Origin of the sequence: Crassaminicella profunda, assembly GCF_019884785.1 — a bacterium.
In the GTDB taxonomy this organism is placed as follows: Bacteria; Bacillota; Clostridia; order Peptostreptococcales; family Thermotaleaceae; genus Crassaminicella; species Crassaminicella profunda.
This window is the reverse complement of the sequence record NZ_CP082326.1, coordinates 899185-921578: the sequence shown is the minus strand read 5'-3', so window position 1 is coordinate 921578 and position 22394 is coordinate 899185. Positions and strand designations below refer to the sequence as shown.

Here is a 22394-nt window from a genome sequence, read left to right as displayed (position 1 = left end):
TTCCCAAACTGTCACATCAATAACGGCTTTTTTATGTACCCCTCCGCATGGGCGCAAATTTATAATAGCCGCTGGAATTATACACAATCCTAAAATATTATTTTAAAATAAATCAACTACATGCATATATGTAGAAAGTGAAAAATAAATTTACTATGATACTATAATGGTTTATATAAAATTAAAGAATTTTGCTATATTTTAGGTCATATGTTAAAATATAAAAAATTCTATTACTTATTTTAGGAGGATAAACATGAAAAAAATAATAAGTTTTACAATAGTAGTATTAATTGTATTAAGCTTTGTTGGTTGTGGAGCAAAAGAAACCACTAAAACAGAGGAAGAGTTAAAAGCAGAAATTAGAGCAGAACTAGAAGCTGAGGCCGAAAAAGAAAAAAATGCTACCGAGGTTGAAAAAATATCTATAGATCTCAAAGATAAAAATTTGCTACTTGATTTTCTATGTGAAAATTTCCATATAGGAATGGATAAATCTATGCTGATTGATGATATACAGACCGTATACGGAGATTTTAATGGTGATGGAAATGATGATGTAGCTTGTTATTCACCAAATCGAAATAGTTTTTATGAAGTTGCTTTTATAACAGTAGATCATGGAGAGCTCTCTCTTATTCCTAGTGAAATAGACAAAGAAACTATATATACACATAATATTGCATTTGATGGAAAGTTTATTCATTATACAATTACAGGTGGGGGTACAGGCATTAGCGTCACATTAAAAAGACTATATGCTTATAATGGTGATACAATAATGAATACAGGAGCTGAGTTCATACTAGAAGGATATGAAGCTCAACCGCCTACTTCAAACTACCCTGATGGTTATATGACAGAAACAACAAGTAATACCCTATTTGATGTAGAGGGTGACTATAGTAGCTTTGTACATGAAGTTATCACAACTGGTTCATCTGAAAAAACAGAAAAAAAAGCATATGTTTATAATCCTGATACATATAAATTTACAATCACAGACCTATAATTATATGCTAAGTATCATAAAAACACCAAGCTTAATAACTTAATTGTTAAAAATATCTCCTATAATCAATTTATAAAAAGATCCCATATAAATAATTGGGGATTTTTTTATAAATTGTATAATTTAACTCCCGTACAATCAACTAGGGGTACCTTTTTCATTCTTTACACTATACATTGAGACATCTGCTTTATTGATAAGACCTTCAAGGGAAAAATCTTTATCAGAAGAAATACTTAAACCAATACTGCAATGAATCATAATCCTTCTCCCATCTAAATAAAAAGGTCTTTTAATGCTATTTTCTAACTTTTCTCTCACTCGAGAAACATGATTTTCTGATTGAATGTCTGTTAGCAAAATGATGAATTCATCTCCACCCACTCGTGATACTTTATCCTGATCTCTTACTATATTTTTCAGCCTCATTGCAACTTCTATCAATAACTTATCTCCCATTTCATGTCCATAATGATCATTTATATATTTAAAATCATCCAAATCTAGATACAATATTGCAACTTTGCTTTTACTCTTTCTTTTATTTATTATTTCATTAAAATATTCTTCAAAAGCTTTACGATTTGCTAACCCTGTCAAATGATCATGGTAAGCCATATATTCTGTTTTCTTCAAAAGATATATGATTGAGGTTATGAATATTATAAAAACTGTAGCAATCGTAAAAATATGAATGAAAAACATATTTGTCTCTTTATTTATTTCCCTTAACATTTCTTTATTGCTATAAGCAATCCCAATAGCAAAAGAATTCCACCAATCATTTTCACCCTCTTGATTTTTTGTTAAAATTGGAATGTATTTGATAGTTGTAGTGAAGTTTGAATGCTTAACAACTCTAGATTGAATGGTATTCCATAAAACTGCCTCTTTCACTAATGCTTTATCGTTTTTAGGAATGTTGATATCTATAGGATTCTTTTTATCTTTTATCATTCCCACATTATTTGCTTGTTTATTAAATTTGTAAAAAGAAATATCCTCTACATAGGGATATTTGTCTACTAAATTTCTAGCCAATGAAAATGCATTTAGTTCTTTTAGCACAGGATATCTATCAAGTATATTAATACTTAATTCTATTAGGTATTTTTGATCAGATGTAGGCATGTAACTATATTTTTTTATTTCACCCGTATTACTGGAAATGTCCATTTTATCAGCAGTAAAGCAATTAGCCTCCAACCGACTTTTTAATAATTTTGAAAATGATGGATATTTAGAAAAATCCATACCTAGGTCCTTCTCAAAAGTCGTCTTGATTACTTTTAAATTCCTATCTATTATATAAATATCATAATTATCCATTTGCTTTTTAATTTCATCTACATTCCAAGTTTCGATTTGAGGATTACTTTTATATTCCTTCAATAGAATTTTTGAATATTTTTCCATTTCCTCATTTAGTATATTCTCAGATATACTATACGCTCCATTAGCACTCTCTAAAGCATGAGTCACACTGTTTTCTACTAAATGACTTTGGGCTTTATATTTACACTTAATAATCTCTTTTGTTCTTTTGTAACTATTATAAGACATACAAAGTATTACAGTAAAAACAATAATAATTATCAAATAATTATACTTTCTTAATAATTTCATCATATAAATTCCTTTCTCTACTCTGTATACTATATCATTCAAAATCACTTTTTCTTTTATTTCTACAACAATCGCCAATGTCCTCTTTTTCGCCCTATAATTTTGATGACAATCTTTATTTGAAAACCATTTATTTAGACATTATAAAGAGCATCTATCTATACAATAGATGCTCTTTATATACTAAACTTGGTTTTTAATTTTATAGTAATCTCTATTACTTTCATATTTCTTTATATAATAATTTTTGTTCATAGCTATTGTATTCAAACTGTAAACAAATCGATCCATCTCTTCAAAAGTATTATACATCCCTATACTTACCCTCACCATTCCTGGTAGTAAAGCTTTTGGATTGTCAAAATAATACGCCATATCTTTTTCACTATATCCTAACAATCTTTCACAATATGGATGAGCACAAAAGAAACCATTTCGAACAGCTATACCAAACTCAAAAGAAAGAATTTTAGATATAATTTGATGATGCATCCCTTCAATATTAAAAGGTATAATACTGATCGTATCATCTTTTCGAAAATCATTGTATATTTTGATTCCTGGAATACACTTTATCTTAGCGTAAGCATATTGATGTAATAGTTTTTCGTACTCATCTATATTACGGAATCCAAGAAAATTAAAGGTTTTTATTGCCTCTATTAAAGCAACAATCCCCATTAGATTAGGAGTACCCGCTTCGTCTTTTGCTGGAGGCTCATCCCAAGCTACTTTTGCATGTGTAACCAGTCTTATAGCACTCCCCCCTTGAGCATATGGAAGTCCATATTCAAAATCATCCTTCGCCCCAATTAGTACCCCTGAACCAAATGGCGCATACATTTTATGAGCAGAAAATACTAAATAATCAATATGTTCATCTGAACCAAAAGGTTTCATATCTATACGATCATGTGGTACTAACTGTGCTGCATCAATAAGTACCTTTGTTTTGTATTTATGAGCAAGTTTTGCTATCTCATGTATAGGGTTTATATACCCTGTAACATTAGCCGCTGCTGTCACTGTAACAAGTTTTACTTTTCCTTTATACTTACGAAGTTTTGTTTCTAGATCATCAAGTAATAGCCTACCGGACTGATCAATATCTATATAATCTACAATAAATTTATTCCTCCAGGGAAGGTCATTTGCTGCATGCTCCATCCATGAAGAAAGAACCACATTCTTATCCTCTTTTTTCTGACTCAAAACATATGAGAGTATATTTATGGAATCTGTTGTGTTTTTCGTATAAATGACTATATCTTTTTCTTTGTCTGCCTTTACAAATTTCTTTATAATATCTCTTCCATTTTCATATATATCCGTTGACAACATAGACTTATATCCTTTTCCTCTATGGATAGAAGAATACCATGGTGCAAATTTATTTATTTCTCCCATAACTGACAAAAATGGTGGTGTAGTGGCAGCATTATCAAGGTTTATAGCTGTTGTATAAGCACCATTTGATAGTGGAACTTGCATATCTACTCCAACTACTAATTTTCTAAATGGATTATTCATAATTTGATTATACATTTAATTCCTCCCTATAAGTTATAATTCAGAATCAATGTGCTTATAAAAACATACCTTTTCACCCCTCCTAGCTTCTTTATTCAAGCTTCAAAACATAATCTTCATCTTTCATCTACATCAATATATTCATCTTAGCAAGATTATATAACTTTCCACTTTTCTTTAGATATGATTGTTTCTTATCCTTTAGGTTGTTTTTATCCATATTTCACAACCATTATTAAAGAAAAAGAGAACCACTTTATATAAGCAGTTCCCTTCTTCTTCGTTTCATTACATTTTGATAGTAAATACTTTTCTATTATAATATTTTCAATACTTTAGATCTTGTGCAAAAACATTCCTTATTATTAAAAAAAGTGTCTTTATCCTATTCATGTTTTTCCATTATAAACATACATTCAGAAGCTCCATCTACCATCCTATTATTAATTCCATTGCGGTGAAAAATAATTTTTTCTGGCAAATACGAATTAAATATTGCATTATCAATGCTACACATTATTCTTGTTAATTCAGGCACCTCTAAATATTTAAAAAGTTCATAAAACATACATTTGGTAACTTTATACACATATCTATTACTGGTTTGCTCAATAATTTCCATCTTATTAAGTTTTGTTGTCCCTTCGTTTTTAACACGTTTCTGATATTTTACCAAATTTTCAAAAGTTCTTTCTACCTCTACATTTCTGAAATTAGCTTGTTGAATTGCCAATCCTGAACACAAAATTGTCGCTCTAATTATTTCATAGGCCTTTTCTTTTCCGATTTCTTTCTTTAGCCTAATATATAACCATGCAATCAGTCCACTTGAATTAATAAATTCTGTTGGTAAATCTATTTTAATAGTTTTTTTGAAATTTCTAAAAGTTAGTATTGCTTTTAGAAAAAACAATATTGGATGATGAATATATCCTTTTAATACACCTATTATAATCATAGCATTTGAAGGCTTTGCAATGTTGTCAATATTAGTTTTTAACATAATCATTATCCTCTCTTTAATTATTTATTTTTTTCTCCTAAAATCCTCCTTCTTAAATATATACAGTTCTATTTTTATTAACCTAGTTAACTATTTACTAAATATTAAACAGCCTCTTTAATGCTGTTTAATATTTAATATCGTATCAAATCCTTACTTTCTATTTAATTTTTTGACCTCTAAAACCAATTCATCTAAAAATGATTCTAAAAACTCTTTTTCTTTCTCATCAAACCTAGATAGAATTTTATATATTGAAGCAAATACTTCTTTGTCAAACTTTTCATGTCCTAAATATGCTATTAATCCCTTTTCTGTCAAATTGAAAACTACTTCCTTCTTATTGCTCAAATGTTTACTTTTTGTTATTAAATTCTTTTCAATGAGCTTTTTTGTAAATTTTGAAGCACCACTTTTTGAAATATCTAATTTCGCTGCTAGTTCAGTAAGATTAATATTAGCATTATTTCCTATAACTTGAAGCGTGTGTATTTCAGAACTATAAAGTAAATCGCCTGTTCCAAAATCCCTTGGAACACTTTCAAATTCATTAAATTCCCTTACTGATCTAAAATATGATTTAATTATTCTTTCATAGTTTTTCATTTTATCACCAATTAAATTATATACCTAGTTAACAAAACCGTCAACTTATTAATGATTTTTTACCCACACAATCTCACACAATAGTATCCACTATTCACATAGGAAATCATTAGCGTATCGATCTTGCCTATCAAGCAATAGAAAAATGGATAGTAGAGTCAAACTTTTAGCTTTTACAATCTTACTTAAAAAGCTCCTTGTATTGTTTAAAAAATTCATAATAAGCTTTAACATTTTCTAATTCATACCATTTTCTAACGCTAGCAGGTATGCTATCTAAATCATAAATCTGCGCATCATCGATGGACAAGATAAATGGTGAATGGGTAGCAATAATAAATTGGCAATTACAATAATATGCACAATCCATAATTAATTTCATAAGTTGTAATTGGAATTGAGGAGATAAGCTGTTTTCTGGCTCATCTAACAGATATAAGCTATCTGATTCAAAATTACTATCAAAATACGAAAGTGCTGTTTCACCATTTGAAAATTGCTCTATATTAGGATTTGTACGATCTCTTACAAAGCGACTCACCGTTTGTTTTCTAGCTGCATTTTTTATTTTTAATTGATCATAATCATTCATGGACTTGAATTGAAATCCATCATACTTTGTTTCATAATAACGTTGCTTCTCAAGATTTTTCTCTTTATTTATACGTGAATTTTCATTTCTCACTGTAAGAATATGATTAAAAACATCCTCACTTGTAATTGTTTTGCTCTTAAGTGGTATCTCTAAAGGAAATCCCTCTTCATCATAGCCACTTATATAATCACATTTCGTTTCTACATATTGCCTAAAAAGCTGACTCGAATTAAAAGGTGTTGTTCGTGGCAAATTTAATTTTTCTGAAATCAAATTCAAAAGGGTAGATTTTCCTGAACCATTGCTCCCATAAAAAATAGTAATAGGTTCAAATCTAAACTCTTCAATTTTTTTGAAAGGAAATATACCATAAGGATAGGCACGAGGCGTTAAATTATTATATTCTTCCTGTTCCCAAGAAGGTAATTTGAAATTTTTTAAATAAATCATAAGTTGGTCTCCTTACTATTGATTTTAGCTATCTGAAGAATATTCACTGGTCGTTAATACCCTACTTAAAACAAGTTTAACATAAAATAATACAAAAATATCATTCTCTGACTAATAATCAAAATGGCAGAAAAAACAGAAGAAGACAATAGTACAAAAAATGAATTCAAAGACCGCCATAAAACTCGCATTGAATTTTGGACCAAATTATTAAATGAAGTCAACCAACATGAAAATTTCACTTTATTTTCAAACATCAGTCCTTCAAAAGATAATTGGATTGGTGCTGGTGCAGGATTTGGTTCTATTGCATATAATTTTGTCATCGGAAGAAACTCTGCAAGAGTAGAACTTTATATGTCCAATAGCAAAGCTGAATTTAATAAATTTGTTTTTGACAATTTGATGCAACAAAAGAATCATATTGAAAAATCCTTCGAAAAAGCTTTGATTTGGAAAAGACTTAACAATAAAAAAGCTTGTAGGATCAAATCAGAATTAACCGGTGTGAATGTATACAATCAAGATGATTGGGATACAATGATTAATTTTTTACTAATTGAAATGATTACATTTGAAAAAGTTTTCATAGAACCTTTGATTGCAATAAAAAAAGATTTGAAAAATCAAACCTTTTAATATTTCACTATTATCATCAGATAAATCTATTTTTACCAATTATCTCAGTACTGCTTTTTCGTTCAAAAAATAAAAAGAAACACCTACACTTATTAAAATGTAGATGCTTTGTTTACAATAAATATTCATTTCGAACTTCTCTAGCCCAATAGGCAACACTATAATGAAAAATACATTATACTACCTCCTCTGATTTTTCTTTCAATGTTCCCATTACATTTCTATACTAACCCCTTTATTCTTCTTAAACACTCTCATAAAAAATCCCTTCATATCATCTAATATGGTATAAACCACTGGAACAATCACAAGGGTAAGTATTGTAGATGTAATCATTCCTCCTATGATAGCGTGTGCCATAGGTGATCTAGCTTCTGCTCCAGGTCCTAATGCAAGTGCTAGGGGAAGCATACCAAATATAGTTGATAGAGAAGTCATCATAATAGGTCTAAATCTTGTATTTCCAGCTTGCATAATAGCTTCAGTTCTTTCCACTTTAGCTTCCCTCTGTTGCTTGATGTAATCAATCAGGAGTATAGCATTTTTTGTAACTAATCCCATGAGCATGATCACACCTACCATAGACATCATATTTAGATCACTCTTTAAAACAAATAGCCCCATAATTGTTCCAATAATCGCCAATGGCAATGACAGCATAATGGCAAAAGGATCTATAAAGCTTTCAAATTGAGCTGCCAATATGAAAAAGATAAATAACACGGCTGTAATTAATGCTTTGATCATATTGATAAATGTTTCCTCCATCATCTCAGCATCTCCCTTTGCCTGGACTGCATATCCTTCTGGAATTTTAATTTCCTTTTCTAATTGATCAAAAAATATTTTATTAAATTCTCCAACTGAAATACCATCTACATTGGCTGATATCAAAACTTCCTTCTTTCGGTCAAACCTGCGTAATTCATTAGAAGTTGTATCAAATGCAATCTTAGTCACTTGATCTAATGGAACTAATTCTTGATTAGATATGCTATATAGATATATATTGTCTAAGTCTCTCATATTTTTTCTAGCTTCATCCTCAAGCATTAATTTTACATCAAACCGATCTTCATCTACTGAATATTTGCTAACTACCTTTCCACTGAATAAAGTATGAAGCGTATCTGCAATCTGAGCTGTTGATATACCAAGATCATTGGCTTTTTTGTGATCAATTTTTATATTTGCCTGTGGACTTCCAGGTTTATAACTACTAGAAATATCCACAACCCCATTAATATTATTCATAAGTTTTGCTGTTTTTTCTCCTAAATCTTGAAGTACTTTAGGATCTTCCCCTAAAACATAAATTTGTATCTTTTTATCCGTATCAAATGCTTTTATATTAAAAGCACTTTGAATACCTGGAATCTCTTTAAATTTGTTTCTAAATTGTTGAATTACTCCTTCTATAGGAAGTTCTCTATTGTTTTTATCCTTTAATTTTACAAATATATCTATTTTGTCTGATTTTATGGTTGTATATGTTTTTAAAACATTCGGTGAATCCTTTAATATTTTTTCTATTTTTATTGCCTTTTTCTTAGCTGCATCCAGACTCATTCCTGAATCTAATTCCACTGCAATCATGAATTCTCCTATATCCGCAGTGGTTATAAAACTAGATCCTAAATAAGGAACTACCATAAGACTTCCTACAAATAATAGTACGGCTAAAATCATGGTAATGATTCTGTGCTTTAATGATATTTTAAGAACCCCTAAATATACTTTGATCAATCTATCAAATTGATTATTAAATACATCTAATAATCTATAAATAATATTTCTCTTCATTGTTCTATTCTCTATTTTCAAAACTCTTGAGGAAAGCATGGGGGTAAGGGTAAATGCAACTAGCGTTGAAACTAAAACACTACACGCTACAGTTATTCCAAACTGTTGAAAAAACCTTCCTATGATTCCGTCCATAAGCCCAACAGGTAAAAATGCTGCAACGATGGCAAGGGTTGTGGCAATAATGGCAAAACCGATTTCTTCCATGGATTCTTTTGCTGCTTGTATAGGCTCTTTTCCCATGTTTATATGTCTTGATATATTTTCTATAACGACGATGGTATCATCAATTAACATTCCCACAGAAAGAGAAAGTGCCATGAGGGACATGGTATTTAATGAAAATTTTAATAGCTTCATAACAAAGAAAGTTGTTATGATTGAAGCTGGAAGGGTTATAGCACTAATAAGTGTGCTTCTCCAATCCTTTAAGAATATGAATATGACAAATATGGCTAAAACACTTCCTAAGAAAATAGTTTGAACCACATCATCTACTGAATTTCTAATATTGATAGAATTGTCCATAACAATTTCTATTTTGACTCCTTCAGGTAAATCTTTTTCTATTTTTTTGATGGTTTTCTTTATTTTATCTGCTATTTCAACGGTATTTGTTTTTGCCTGCTTGATCATATCAATCCCAATAGATGCTCTACTATTATAACTAGATAAACTATCTTGTTCCTTTATACCATCTACTAGGATAGCCATATCTTTTACATAGATTGGAACGCCCTCTTTTTTCCCTACTACTATATTGTTAAACTCCCATATATTTTTCAAATTCCCATCTGTACGCAAAAATATTTGGTTATCATCCATTGTAAGCTTTCCTACGGGCACATCCATATTTTCGCCCTTTAAGCTGTTTACAATCTCTCCCGTAGTCAACCCATATGCAGCCATTTTCTCTTTGTTTAATTTTATCTGAATTTCTCTTTCGGCTCTACCATATATATTTACAGCTCCAACACCATCTATAGAGGTTAATCTTTCCTTTACTTCATCATCTACTATTTGTGTAAGATCTCTCATTGCTACATCTCCTGTAACACCTATAGTTACAATAGGGGTCGCACTTGGATCAAACCTTTCAATAATAGGCTCTTCTATACTACTAGGTAGCTGTCCTCTAATAGAACTTATTTTGTCCCTAACATCTTGTGCTGCAACAGGTGCTGATGTCTCTAGGGTAAATTCTGCCCAAATAATAGAAACCCCTTCTCGAACGATTGTATAAATATGCTTAACACCGGCTACCTGTGCTACAGCTTCTTCCACCTTTTGAGAGATGTTGTTTTCAATCTGCTCAGCAGATGCTCCTTGTTCTACAATAGTTATAGATACATAAGGAAACTCCATATCTGGATATTCATTGACACTTAAATCAAAGTAGCTAAGGACCCCAAGGGTTACTAGCCCTAATATTAAAACAATTGCAAATACTGGTCTTTTTATACTAACATTAGATATATACATCTATCTCACCCCCTTTTCTATTTCTTTGCTACTAATTTCACTGGGTCCTTATCTTTTAATTGATTTAAATTTGTAACTGCAACCACTTCATCCTTTTCTAATCCTGATTCTATCGCTACCGTATCATTGATAATTTCTCCTATTTTTACAGGCACACGCTTTACTACATTTTCATCTATCACATACGTATAATATGCTCCTTCTTTTCCAAGAAGAGATGTAACTGGTATATATAAGATATTTTTTTGAATTCCTGTTTGAATATTACAACTAGCAAACATACCAGGCTTCAAAAGAAAGTCTTTATTTTTGATAAGAATCTTCGTCTTAAAAGTACGAGATGACTCATTTGCTAGGGGAGCTATTTCTTTTATATATCCTTTAAAAGCTTTATCTTTATAAGTGTCTAGCGTTATTTTCACCTCTTGATTTAATTTTATCTTTGATAGATTAGATTGTTTAATATCTATAATCATATAAATAGAAGAAAGATCTCTGATTTCCATCAACTGCATTCCTGGTGATAAAACTTGCCCTATAGATACATCTTTTTTGGTAATAAAACCATTCATAGGGGAAAAAATAGATGTATTATCAATAGCTTCCTTTGCAATTGAAATACTTGCTTCGGCGCTACTTAAATCTGCCTTTGCCACTAAATACAAAGTATTTACTTTATCATATTCACTTTTAGAAGCTACACCCTCATCATATAATGCTTTTACTCTCTCATAATTGATCTTTGAAGAATCAAAATTAGCTTTTGCTTTTTCTAAAGTAGCTTTAGCTAATTCCATTTTATTTTGATAATCTTGACTTTCTAAGCCTAACAGCAACTGTCCCTTTTTAACTAAATCCCCCTCTTTTCCTTTTATTACATGAACCTTTCCTGAAATTTTACTACTTACAAAAGCCTTTTCGTTTTCTTCCAAACTTCCTGTAAGGTGAATAATTTCTTCCATTTTTCTTTCCTTAACCTTTTCTCCCTGGATATTCATAACCTTTTGTGAAATCCTTTCCTCATTTTCCGCATTTCCTACAAACAAACTATCTTTTTGGGAATATCCATAAACACCCATAATCCCTATCATGATAAGTACAATTACTTTCTTTTTTATCTTCATCATTTACTCCTCCTTACTTAAAATTTATAAAATCATCCCCTTGATCCTTTTTAAAAATAAAAATACATAGTCGTAGATCGTTTTAACAAATTAGATTATCATCGATAATCATTATCATTTATTCCTCAAAAAAAAAATTTAAAATCTCCCTTTAATTCTTTTTTATGAACTCTAAAATAAGTTGAAACAGGTAAAAAGAATATGGCTGTCTACCACAAAATTTTCTTTTTACTGTTTTTTCGATGATATTTTACTAGTGTTGTTGAAGAAAAAGAAAACCACTTATACGTAGTTTCCTTTTTCTTACTCACACTACCTTCGAATCATGAATACTTTTCCATTTTCAGATTTTCAATACTTTAAAGCTATCTCCTCTATCTTTGAACAAAAGCTCCTTTTACCTTCAACATTTTCTTAAATTCAACAATTACAAGACTCATTGCCACAATAAATACAGTTATATCTGTAATAGGTAGACTATACCAAACTCCTATTCCACCAAAAAATTTTGCGAATATAAGAATAAATGGTATAAATAAAGCAATTTGTCTTAACATAATAATCAAGCCTGCATTTCCTGCTTTTCCAATGGCTTGAAAAAATGTAACACTCATGATGAATATACCCGACACAAAAAATGCCATATTTCCTAATCTAAAATATTCAAAACCATATGCTATAAGCTCTTGATCTTTTGTAAATAAACTTAATATAAACTTTGGTGCTAATTCCATCGGTAACCAAAAAGCTAAGCATAAGACAGTTGATCCTAGCATAAATATCTTCACACTCTTTCTTACTCTATCTAATTTCTTTGCACCATAATTTATTCCAGCGAGTGGTTGTAGTCCTTGGGACATTCCCCAAATAGGAATAAATGCAAACATCATTACTCTCATAGTGATCCCCATAATAACTAGTTGTTGATCATTTCCATAGATGGTTACCATTTTATATAATATAGTTTGTTGCACTAAACTCATAACCTGCATAAGCATTGCTGAAACCCCTACTGAAAAAACATCTGGAAGAATATCCTTTTTAAGTGCAGGTTTTTTGAGCTGAACCAATTGGCTATATTTTTTAAAATATACTAATGTCATTATGGTCTGTACGATTTGAGATAATACAGTTGCATATGCAGCTCCCTCAATCCCTAAATTTAATACTTTTATGAAAATAGGGTCTAGAATAATATTCAGTATTGCACCTACTCCCATAATAATCATGGCTTCCTTCATCTTTCCTTCTCCACGAATAATCATATTTGCACTTTGTACAAAATTAACAAATAATGATCCTACAAAAATGATTCTCAAATAACTCTTAGCTAAAATAAATATATCTCCACTTAATCCTGTAAGTCCTATTAAAGAGTCTGTAAAAGTGATTCCTATAAATGTAACCAACAAGGATAATACAATATTACACATGCCCATATTGCTCATAATATCATTAATCTTTTTTTGATCTTTACTTCCTATTGCTCGTGACAATACAGATGCTGAGCCTATTCCTATAAGTACAGCAATTCCATTGTTTATAAGTGTCAATGGATAAGTAACGGATACAGCCGCTAAAGCTTTCGCTCCTACCCATCTACCTACAAATATGGCATCTACAAAGCTATACAACCCTATGACAAACATACCAATAATAGCAGGTATAGATAACTTTATCATTAATTTAAAAATACTGTCATTCAATAACTCTTCTCTTTTTTCATCCATCTTCATTCCTCCTCATTTATAAATTAACTTAGTCTATTCTCTATAATGACCAATTCATACTTTCTGATTGAAGCTGTACCATATGCTTATACAAGCCTTCTTTTTTTAATAAATTCTTTGGTTTTCCTTGCTCTGCTACATAACCATCAGCAAGAACAACAACCTTATCTGCATTTTCAACAGTTCTCATACGGTGAGCAACTACAATTACCGTTTTATTTTTTATCAATTCAGAGATGGCACTTTGAATTTTTGTTTCATTTTCAACATCAAGAGAAGCTGTAGCTTCATCTAATAGAATAATTGGAGAATCCTTTAATAAAGCTCTTGCAATAGAAATTCTTTGACGTTCCCCTCCTGATAGTGTTGAACCATTTTCACCAATAATGGTTTCATATCCTTTAGGCATACTCGAAACAAAGTCGTCACACATAGCAAGCTTTGCAGCTTTTAGCACTTCCTTATCACTAGCTTCCCTTTTGCCTAATCTTATATTTTCCATGACTGTATCATTAAATAATGTAACATCTTGAAAAACAATGGTATAATTTTCTAGCAACATTTCTGGTTCAACTTTTGTAATGTCTACTCCCCCAATAGTGATACTTCCTTTATTTACATCCCAAAATCTAGCAGCCAATTTTGCAGCCGTACTCTTACCACTTCCTGATGGTCCAATGAGTGCAGTTACTTCTCCTTGTTTTGCTGTAAATGAAACATCCTTTAAAACCGTTTCATCATGATTGTATGAAAAGCCCACATGGTTAAAATCAATGTCATAACTATTTGGTTCATAATCTTTTTTACCCGTTTGCACCTTATAATTTTTTATTTCATTCATTCTTTTAATTGGCATTTCTGTATTGAAAATCTCCGCTATATTCGTAAGATTTCCAGAAAGAGGATCATATAATCTTGATGCCGTTACTAAAAATATGAAATAAGTTAATAAATCAGTTTGCCCTTTTATTAAAAGAGAACTTCCCACTAAAATAACTGTTGCAAGTCCTAGTCTTAATATAGCTTGTGCACTCGTTACAATTGCTCCTGTTGTAAGTTCTGATCTTATTTGTGCTTTTTCTGAATCATCAAGCTTTTGATCTAACTCTTCCATATAAGATTTTTCAATATGATAAGCTTTTATATCTTGAATATTTTCAAGACATTCTTGAATACCCTCTGCACACGCATATTTAGATTGATAATGTTTTTCTTTGGATTTTTGTTGCATCTGTTTACAAAGAAAAATCATTGTAAAGGATACTGGAACCACCCAAAGAACTGCTAATCCCATACGCCAATCCATTATTAGCAAAGAAATAACGATAATAATAGTAGATATAATAGATCCAAATAACTGAGGTACTGCATGAGAAAAAGCGTGTTCTAAAATTGCACAATCTCCCATAATAATATTTGTCAAATCTGATAAATCTCTCTTCCCAAAGAAGGATAAGGGAAGTTCTCTTAACTTTTCCCCTAAAACAATTCTTCTTTTTGCACTTTCTTTATAAGTTGAAAGATAAACATTTGAATATTGAAGATGATGGAAAAAATACATGATAACTACTGCCACAAAAACAAGTCCTATATACTTTAATAGGTTTGGGGTATCAGCTTGTTTTCCAAGAACAGGTCTTAATAGTTCATCTAACATAAGAATAAAAATTCCTACAGGAACCATCATACTCAAATTTACAAGAGCACTATAAATACTTCCTTTAAAAAGATCTGTTGTTCCTTGTTTACTAAGAGCAAATTTATTTTGAACGTAACTAAACATAAGCCGCCTCCTTTCCAACTTTCCATGAAATAGATGTTTGGTATTCTTTCCACATTTTTTTGTATGTTCCATTTTTGTGTAAAAGTTTTTCATGATCTCCACTTTCTACAATTTTTCCATCCTTTATAACAAGAATACAGTCAACATCTTTTATAGAAGAAAGTCTATGAGCAATCATTAAAACAGTCTTATCTTGAACAAGAGATTCAAAAGCTTTTTGTATTTGATATTCATTCTCTGGATCTGCAAAAGCTGTTGCTTCATCTAATATAATAATTGGCGCATCTTTTAAAATAGCTCGAGCTAAAGCGATTCTTTGTTGTTCTCCTCCAGAAAGATATACCCCTTCTGTCCCTACCACTGTATCTATGCCTTGAGGCATTTTTTCTATGATATCATCACACTGTGCTAAATGTGCTGCTCTAAGTACTTCTTCACGACTAGCTTCTTTATTGGCTAGTCTGATATTTTCAAGTAAGCTCGTTTTAAATAATTTACTATTTTGAAAGACAAAAGCAATTTTTTCCATTAAGTCTTTTTCATTAAAATCTTTTACATCAACTCCTCCAATTTCAATGCTTCCACAGTCTACATCCCAAAATCTTGCTACAAGACTTGCCAAAGTACTCTTCCCACCACCAGAAGGGCCTACTAATGCAAAAGTTTTTCCCGAAGGAATGGTAAAGCTCACATTTTCAATAGCAACTTTGTCATTCTCTGGATAAGTAAAACCAATATTTTTAAATACAATATCATTTTCATTGGTTTCCTTTATCTGATCTGTTTCTTCTAAACTCTTAGCTTCTAGTATTTCATCTATTCTAATTAAAGCTTCCTTTGCCGCCATAACATTTTCACTTGAAAACATAATCTTCGTCATCATGACTGCAACAAGTGGGGAAAACAACATATAAAAAATCAAGTCTAATAAAAATGCATTATAATCTGATCCATTCAATATAAAAAGAATTCCAATGGGAATTAGAAGTAACGCTGGAGCATGAATCGTAATCGTAAATCCAATCATGGGAACACGACAATTGATAGCATATTCTGAAACAAAATCACTATACCCCTTAATGGATTTATGAAAATTCTTAAAGGAATATACGGTTTGCTGAAATACCTTCACTACAGGAATTCCTCTAACATACTCAACAGCAGATCCATTCATATCTTCCAATGAATCCATATATCTTTTCATGATTTTTTCATTGTTACCGCCCATCATCTGTTTTAAAATCAATAAACTTAAAAATATAGGTGCTAAACAAACAAGTCCCAAGCGCCAATCAAAGACAAATAGTATAATGATTATGGCAATAGGCATGATCATAACCCCTGATAGATCTGGCAATTGATGTGCTAAAAAACTATGAGTTAAACTTGCATTATCATCAATTACTTTTCTAAGCTTCCCACTCGTATTTTTTGTAAAAAAACCTAAAGGAAGTGTAACAATTTTATGCATTGCTTCTTTTCTCATATTCTTTTCAACACGAAAAGCTGCCAAATGAGAGCATATTAAACTTGCAAAATAAAATACAATACTTAAGAGAGAAAATCCAACTGCCATCCATCCATATCTTATACTTTCTGTAGCTTGCGTAACATCTGGTAACGCTTTAAAAATATCTTTTACAACAAACCATATGCAAACAAATGGAAATAAAGATAAAATTGCACTCATTCCAGATAACACAATTGCAAATATAATCAAAATTCGATGTTTCCCTGCAAATTTTAATAATTTCGAAAGGGTTGATTTTTGTTTTGATTCCATTTTTATCATTCACCATCCTTTTATCCAATTGCTAAGCCTATCTATATACAACTTCTTTAAATCAAAATCCTTCTTGAACAATTGATCAAGAAGGATTTTTCATACCTTTCAAATAATCTTTACCTTCTTTAGAAAGAACCCATACATGCATTTCATTTATTTTTATATTGCTTTTACTGCATTCTTTGCACATATTACAGCCTGTATTCACCTTTTGTAAATACCCCATATGATCAAGCTGATTTATTGCTGCTTTAATAAGTGTTTGATCTACTTTTAAATTTTGTGCTAAATCTTTATAGGATAAAATCCTTCTTGTCTTTAATGCAACTAATATTTTATCTAATAACAATCCACTCACCTCTAAAATAGTATTATTCCTATTCGATAGGCAACAGCACCTATAACAAGAGCACTCAACATATAGTAGCTCACAATTTTTACAGTCCATTTTAAAGAATGGGTTTCAGCATGAACACATGCAATAGCTGCCATACACGGAACATTGAAATAATAAGCAAACATAAAAGCAAGTGCCGAAGGTTTTGAAATAGAAGCTAACATAACTGTTGACAAAGCAGATTGATCAAACTGAACAGCCCCTGAAATCATAATTCCAGAAAAACTTGATGTTCCTGATCCTACTCCAAACAACATGGATAATACACCTAAAGCACCTTCCCTACTCATTACAGAAACAAGTAATGCAATCAACAATCTCCAATCTAGTCCTAAAAAAGTAGCTATAGGCTCTACTGTTTTTCCAATGGCATATATTGGACTATTTTCAATATTTCCATCAGCTGTATAAGATAATATCCACATTACAACAGATACCCCAACAATCACAACAAAGGCTTTTTTCATAACATCTTTCATTTTACTCCAAACATGAACGAAAATTCCTTTCCAATTGGGTTTATGATAAGGTGGTAACTCCATAATGAGTCCCATCCCATCTTCTTCTTTTATAAATTTTGTTCTGAAAATCCAAGAGGTAAAAATGACATAGAAAATAGAACATATAAATAAAGCTGCAATCACCCATATGGCATTTACGCCAAAAAATAAACTTCCTATTAATCCTATAACCCCCCACATGGCTGCACACGGTACAACCATACTCGTAGTAATGGTAAGGAGTCTTTGTTGCCATGATTCTATTACTCTCGATCCAGTGATCCCCGCCATATTGCAACCAAAACTTGTAATAAATGGCATAATAGACTTTCCATGTAAACCAATCTTACTCATAGTTGTATCAAATACATAAGCAACTCTCGCCATATATCCCACATCTTCCATAAATCCGAAAACAAATACAACTCCTGCAATAAAACCTCCCATAATTATTGCCATTGATAATCCAGGAATAACAGCTTCTGTTACTAAAGAAATAATCCAATAGGAAACTCCCTTATCTAATAAAATATCTCGTAAGGTTAAAGAAATCCGTGGAAGTATACTACCTATCCCCATCATAAATGGCATAGCAATTGCCATACTTGCAATAAATCCTAATATTATCATCAAGACTGCAATAGGTTTTCCAAAAATTCTATGGGTAGATAATCTATCAAATCCCATTCTTTTTAAAGAGTACTCTTGTTTTTTTGTCAACACATCCTTTAAGACACTTTCTATCCATGCATACCTACAATTAGCTGCTTTTAAAGGTCCATCTGTATTTTTTTTAATAATAGAACGGACTACTTCCCATTCGTTTTCTGTAACTTCTTGTTTAACAAGATTAACAATTTGTTCATCATTTTCAAGCAATCTTACACTAATCCAGCTACTACTACAATTTCCGATTCCTACATCTGGTAGAATTTTTATAAGCTCATTAAATTCTTCTTTAAAAACATCCTCATATATTTTAACCATATCATCTGTATGAAGAATTTTTTGATCTTCTTCTATTATTTGAACTTTTTCTAAAAGACCTTCAACACCTTCTCCTTTTGCAGCAACCATAGGTACAATAGGGATGCCTAATTTTTCTTGTAGCTTTTGAATGTCAATGCTTTTCCCTTGTTCTTTGGCAACATCGATCATATTCAATACTGCAATTACAGGAACATTCATCCCTACTATTTCTGAAAGTAAATACATACTTCTCTCTAGTTGTGATGTATCTACCATTGTAATAATCATATCTACATCATCAGAAATGATAAAATCTCTAGCAATAAGCTCTTCCGATGAATTAGCTGTCAAGCTATAGGTTCCTGGTAAATCTACAAGACTATATTTTTTATCATTAAAATAAAATATCCCTTGTTTTTGCTCAACCGTTTTTCCTGGCCAATTTCCTACATGCTGCTTTGCACCAGTAAGTTTATTAAAAAGTGTTGATTTCCCTGTATTAGGCTGTCCTGCTAATCCTATTGTTACAGAGTTTACTGCAGCTATACTATCCATTTAGGATACCTCCTTTACAAGGATTTTTTTAGCTTCCTCTTTACTTACAGCAATCATTGTATCTCTAGCAAATAATAAAACTGGAAACTTTTTATTATTTTGAATCACTTCTATAAATGTTCCGTTCGTTAGACCCATGGCTGTTATTTTGCTTATAAACTTATTGGATCCTTCTAATTCTATAATTTTACATATGGTATTTTCTTTTTGTAAATTTAAACGAGTCATCTCATCACCTCTTTTAGTTAAGCTGTTTTTTTAATTTGTCTTTCATTCATTCCATTTTAAATTAATAATCATTATCAATAAATGGACGCATTTTGTCTTTTTTATACTTTCATTTACCCTTATCTCCTTTTCTTATGTATCATACTTGTTACTTTTTTTCTATTAACATTATATTGATAATGATTATCATTTTCCACTCCAAAGCAAATAAAAAATGCTCCAAAAAACAAAAATCCATTTTATGATTTTTATTTTACTTAGAGCATTTATCTTTTCTTCATTTAATTTTTAAAATATGGTCCAACCTTTTTATTTTGATTTTCTATATTTTAAAGGTGTTATATCATTATATCGTTTAAATACATTTGCAAATTTACTTGGATTCTCATAGCCTATTTCATTTGCAATCTCTAAAATGGATAAATTGCTATTTTTTAATAAATATTTTGCTTTTTCTATTTTTGCTTTTTTTATATACTCATAGACAGTATCCCCTGTGATATCTTTAAATCCTTTTTGTAATTTGTAGACACTTGTATTTAATTGATTAGCTAATTCTTTAACAGAAGGTGTATTTTCAATATTTTCATTGATAATTTCTTTCGCCTTCGTGATGATTTGTACTTCTTTATTTTTAATATTTTTAAAATTTTCCTTTGATTTTTCTTCAAGAAAAGTAGCTAAAAACTCGATCGTTTTTAATTTTAATTTCATATACCCCATCATATTATTACTAGAGATTGTATCTATCTCTTGTGCTATTTTTCTCAAATCATAGCTAGCTTTTTCAACTATTAATATATTTTCTTTAAATATATTATTAATGTTTTCTTGCCAATCCCTGAGGATCTCATCTTCCCAAATAGAATTCATGGCATTTTTAATACTATTAAAATTCATATGAATAGACATGGCTTTACAATTTCTATATTTAAATTTGAAATAATCTAATTTATTTAATGTATTATAAATACAAATGTCATCTTTCTTAAAGGTATATTCTTTACCATCTGGTAAGGATAAAATTTTTGTCTCTCCACCATAACAATATCCTACTTCTAAAATGTCCTCATGAGGAACTCTATTATCAAAATCCATTTCCATTTTTGAGATATCAAATCCTGATATTTCTAATCCCTCTTCTATCTTTATTCTGAAAAAATTTCCTGTACCAAATTGATCTTTGATAAAATATTTTTTCCCTAATACTTCATCTAATGTTTCAGAACAGTATTTATCTTCAACATATTTGTAATAATCATCCATTATATTTTTTTTAATTGTCATTTTCATCTACCACCCTCTTTTTTTACTCTAAAATCATTGTTGCCTTACTTTAAATATACTTAATATATTCATTCTATAAAATACAATATTCACCTTTTTCAAATTATGGTTTGTAGTAAAATATATAATTCCTTTCATCATAAAATACCATAAGAAAGTACAATAGCTTTTATATTTATAATAAACGTTCCATATCTAACATTCAACTTAAACCCTGTACAAAAAAAGAAATTGATATCTATGATACGCCTCATCCACATCTTTACAAAATAGATTGACGATTTACATCATTTACGTAAATCCTTTTCTTTTTTTACTTAAAAACATATCTTTACTTAAATTTCCTTATATTCAATTGACTTTTAACTTGATTTTACTTATAATTATATTAAATATAAATAACTCTGAGGTGAATACATGTGTATCAAGAAGAGAGACTTCAAGTAATTCTAAATTATTTAGGTGAACATAAACGAATTAATGTAGAAGAAATTTGTAATCTATGTAATATTTCAAGAGATACAGCAAGAAGAGATTTAGTAAAATTAGAAGAAAGAGGTGCTATTCTCCGAACACGTGGCGGTGCTCTATTACCCACTCTAATCAAAGAAATAAAAAGCTATAAAGATCGCCTTTATAATGACTCCAAAGAAAAAAAAGCCATTGGAAAATTAGCCGCTTCACTCATTAAAAATGGTGACAAAATCATTATGGATACCTCTACCACTGTACAAGCATGTTCAGAATTTTTACAGGTAGATCATTGTACTATTATTACAAATTCCATCAATCAGGCAGATATACTTTCAAATAAACCACAAGTCCATATTCACTTGTTAGGAGGTCAACTCAACCAAGAACAGCGTTTTTTATATGGTCCATCAGTGATCTCAATGCTTTCTAATTATTATGTAGATAAAACCTTTATCGGTACTTGTGGTCTTTCAAAAGAAGGGGTCATGGTTGCTTTTGAAGAAGATGGTTTTATCATGAAAAAAATGATTGAACAAGCAGATCAAGTGATTTTGTTAGTAGATCATTCAAAGTTTGATAAAAAAGGCTTTTTCAAAGCTGCTGATTTGTCACAAATTGACATAGTCATTACAGATCAACTACCTAATCCATCATTAATGGATGTTTTGAATCATTATGAAATAAGTGTTATGCTAACAAAATAAGCAACCTACTAGCGTTACCTTTTGGGCGTGATGGTAGATTAATAAATACCCTACTAGCGTTACCTTTTGGGCGTGATAGTAGGGATATTTTTTTATTCCAACTATTTTTCA

The 22394-nt window shown here is 30.4% G+C and carries 17 protein-coding genes; 3 read left to right on the top strand and 14 right to left on the bottom strand.

From position 1 onward, the window contains the following. Positions 1–256: 256 nt before the first annotated feature. Positions 257–1012 carry a hypothetical protein gene (locus tag K7H06_RS03780; RefSeq protein WP_223038635.1) on the top strand — a complete coding sequence of 252 codons (756 nt, stop codon included), beginning with the start codon at positions 257–259 and terminating at the stop codon, positions 1010–1012. Positions 1013–1150: 138 nt separating this feature from the next. Here the strand turns inward: K7H06_RS03780 and K7H06_RS03775 are convergent, their stop codons facing one another. From K7H06_RS03775 to K7H06_RS03755, 5 genes are all read right to left on the bottom strand, one after another. Next, positions 1151–2716 (bottom strand): GGDEF domain-containing protein, encoded by a 1566-nt coding sequence (locus tag K7H06_RS03775; RefSeq protein WP_223038634.1) that lies wholly within the window; start codon positions 2714–2716, stop codon positions 1151–1153. A 105-nt stretch (positions 2717–2821) separates the two neighbouring features. Next, a complete protein-coding gene (locus K7H06_RS03770; RefSeq protein ID WP_223038633.1) occupies positions 2822–4183 on the bottom strand; it encodes an aminotransferase class V-fold PLP-dependent enzyme in 1362 nt (453 codons plus the stop codon). A gap of 370 nt (positions 4184–4553) precedes the next feature. After that, positions 4554–5171: an L-2-amino-thiazoline-4-carboxylic acid hydrolase gene (locus K7H06_RS03765; protein WP_223038632.1), complete on the bottom strand. Its 618-nt coding sequence runs from the start codon at positions 5169–5171 to the stop codon at positions 4554–4556. Between the two features lie 153 nt (positions 5172–5324). Beyond that, positions 5325–5777: a MarR family transcriptional regulator gene (locus K7H06_RS03760; protein WP_223038631.1), complete on the bottom strand. Its 453-nt coding sequence runs from the start codon at positions 5775–5777 to the stop codon at positions 5325–5327. A gap of 181 nt (positions 5778–5958) precedes the next feature. Beyond that, the gene (locus K7H06_RS03755; RefSeq protein ID WP_223038630.1) at positions 5959–6822 is read right to left on the bottom strand and encodes an AAA family ATPase; all 864 of its coding nucleotides are present in this window, start codon (positions 6820–6822) and stop codon (positions 5959–5961) included. 123 nt (positions 6823–6945) lie between these two features. On the opposite strand from K7H06_RS03755, the gene K7H06_RS03750 reads away from it, so the two are divergent. Beyond that, positions 6946–7461, top strand: coding sequence for a DUF4268 domain-containing protein (locus K7H06_RS03750; RefSeq protein ID WP_223038629.1), 516 nt, complete (start codon positions 6946–6948; stop codon positions 7459–7461). Positions 7462–7674: 213 nt separating this feature from the next. Here the strand turns inward: K7H06_RS03750 and K7H06_RS03745 are convergent, their stop codons facing one another. The 9 genes from K7H06_RS03745 to K7H06_RS03705 form a co-directional block, all read right to left on the bottom strand. Then, on the bottom strand, positions 7675–10746 hold the full coding sequence (locus K7H06_RS03745; protein WP_223038628.1) for an efflux RND transporter permease subunit: 3072 nt from the start codon (positions 10744–10746) through the stop codon (positions 7675–7677). 17 nt (positions 10747–10763) lie between these two features. Further along, positions 10764–11870, bottom strand: coding sequence for an efflux RND transporter periplasmic adaptor subunit (locus K7H06_RS03740; protein WP_223038627.1), 1107 nt, complete (start codon positions 11868–11870; stop codon positions 10764–10766). Positions 11871–12244: 374 nt separating this feature from the next. After that, entirely contained in the window at positions 12245–13600 is a 1356-nt protein-coding gene (locus K7H06_RS03735) for an MATE family efflux transporter (protein ID WP_223038626.1), read from the bottom strand. A gap of 40 nt (positions 13601–13640) precedes the next feature. Next, positions 13641–15383, bottom strand: coding sequence for an ABC transporter ATP-binding protein (locus tag K7H06_RS03730; protein WP_223038625.1), 1743 nt, complete (start codon positions 15381–15383; stop codon positions 13641–13643). Further along, positions 15376–17166, bottom strand: a complete 1791-nt coding sequence (locus K7H06_RS03725; RefSeq protein ID WP_223039923.1) for an ABC transporter ATP-binding protein — start codon at positions 17164–17166, stop codon at positions 15376–15378. The genes K7H06_RS03730 and K7H06_RS03725 overlap by 8 nt, the downstream gene beginning before the upstream one ends. Positions 17167–17251: 85 nt before the next feature. Then, positions 17252–17518 carry a FeoC-like transcriptional regulator gene (locus K7H06_RS03720; RefSeq protein ID WP_223038624.1) on the bottom strand — a complete coding sequence of 89 codons (267 nt, stop codon included), beginning with the start codon at positions 17516–17518 and terminating at the stop codon, positions 17252–17254. Positions 17519–17529: 11 nt separating this feature from the next. After that, positions 17530–19590, bottom strand: a complete 2061-nt coding sequence (gene feoB / locus K7H06_RS03715; RefSeq protein ID WP_223038623.1) for a ferrous iron transport protein B — start codon at positions 19588–19590, stop codon at positions 17530–17532. Continuing rightward, positions 19591–19818 (bottom strand): FeoA family protein, encoded by a 228-nt coding sequence (locus tag K7H06_RS03710; RefSeq protein ID WP_223038622.1) that lies wholly within the window; start codon positions 19816–19818, stop codon positions 19591–19593. It lies immediately after the preceding gene. Between the two features lie 309 nt (positions 19819–20127). Then, entirely contained in the window at positions 20128–21105 is a 978-nt protein-coding gene (locus tag K7H06_RS03705; protein ID WP_223039922.1) for a helix-turn-helix domain-containing protein, read from the bottom strand. 419 nt (positions 21106–21524) lie between these two features. On the opposite strand from K7H06_RS03705, the gene K7H06_RS03700 reads away from it, so the two are divergent. Next, on the top strand, positions 21525–22283 hold the full coding sequence (locus tag K7H06_RS03700) for a DeoR/GlpR family DNA-binding transcription regulator (protein ID WP_223038621.1): 759 nt from the start codon (positions 21525–21527) through the stop codon (positions 22281–22283). The last annotated feature ends 111 nt before the right edge of the window (positions 22284–22394 follow it).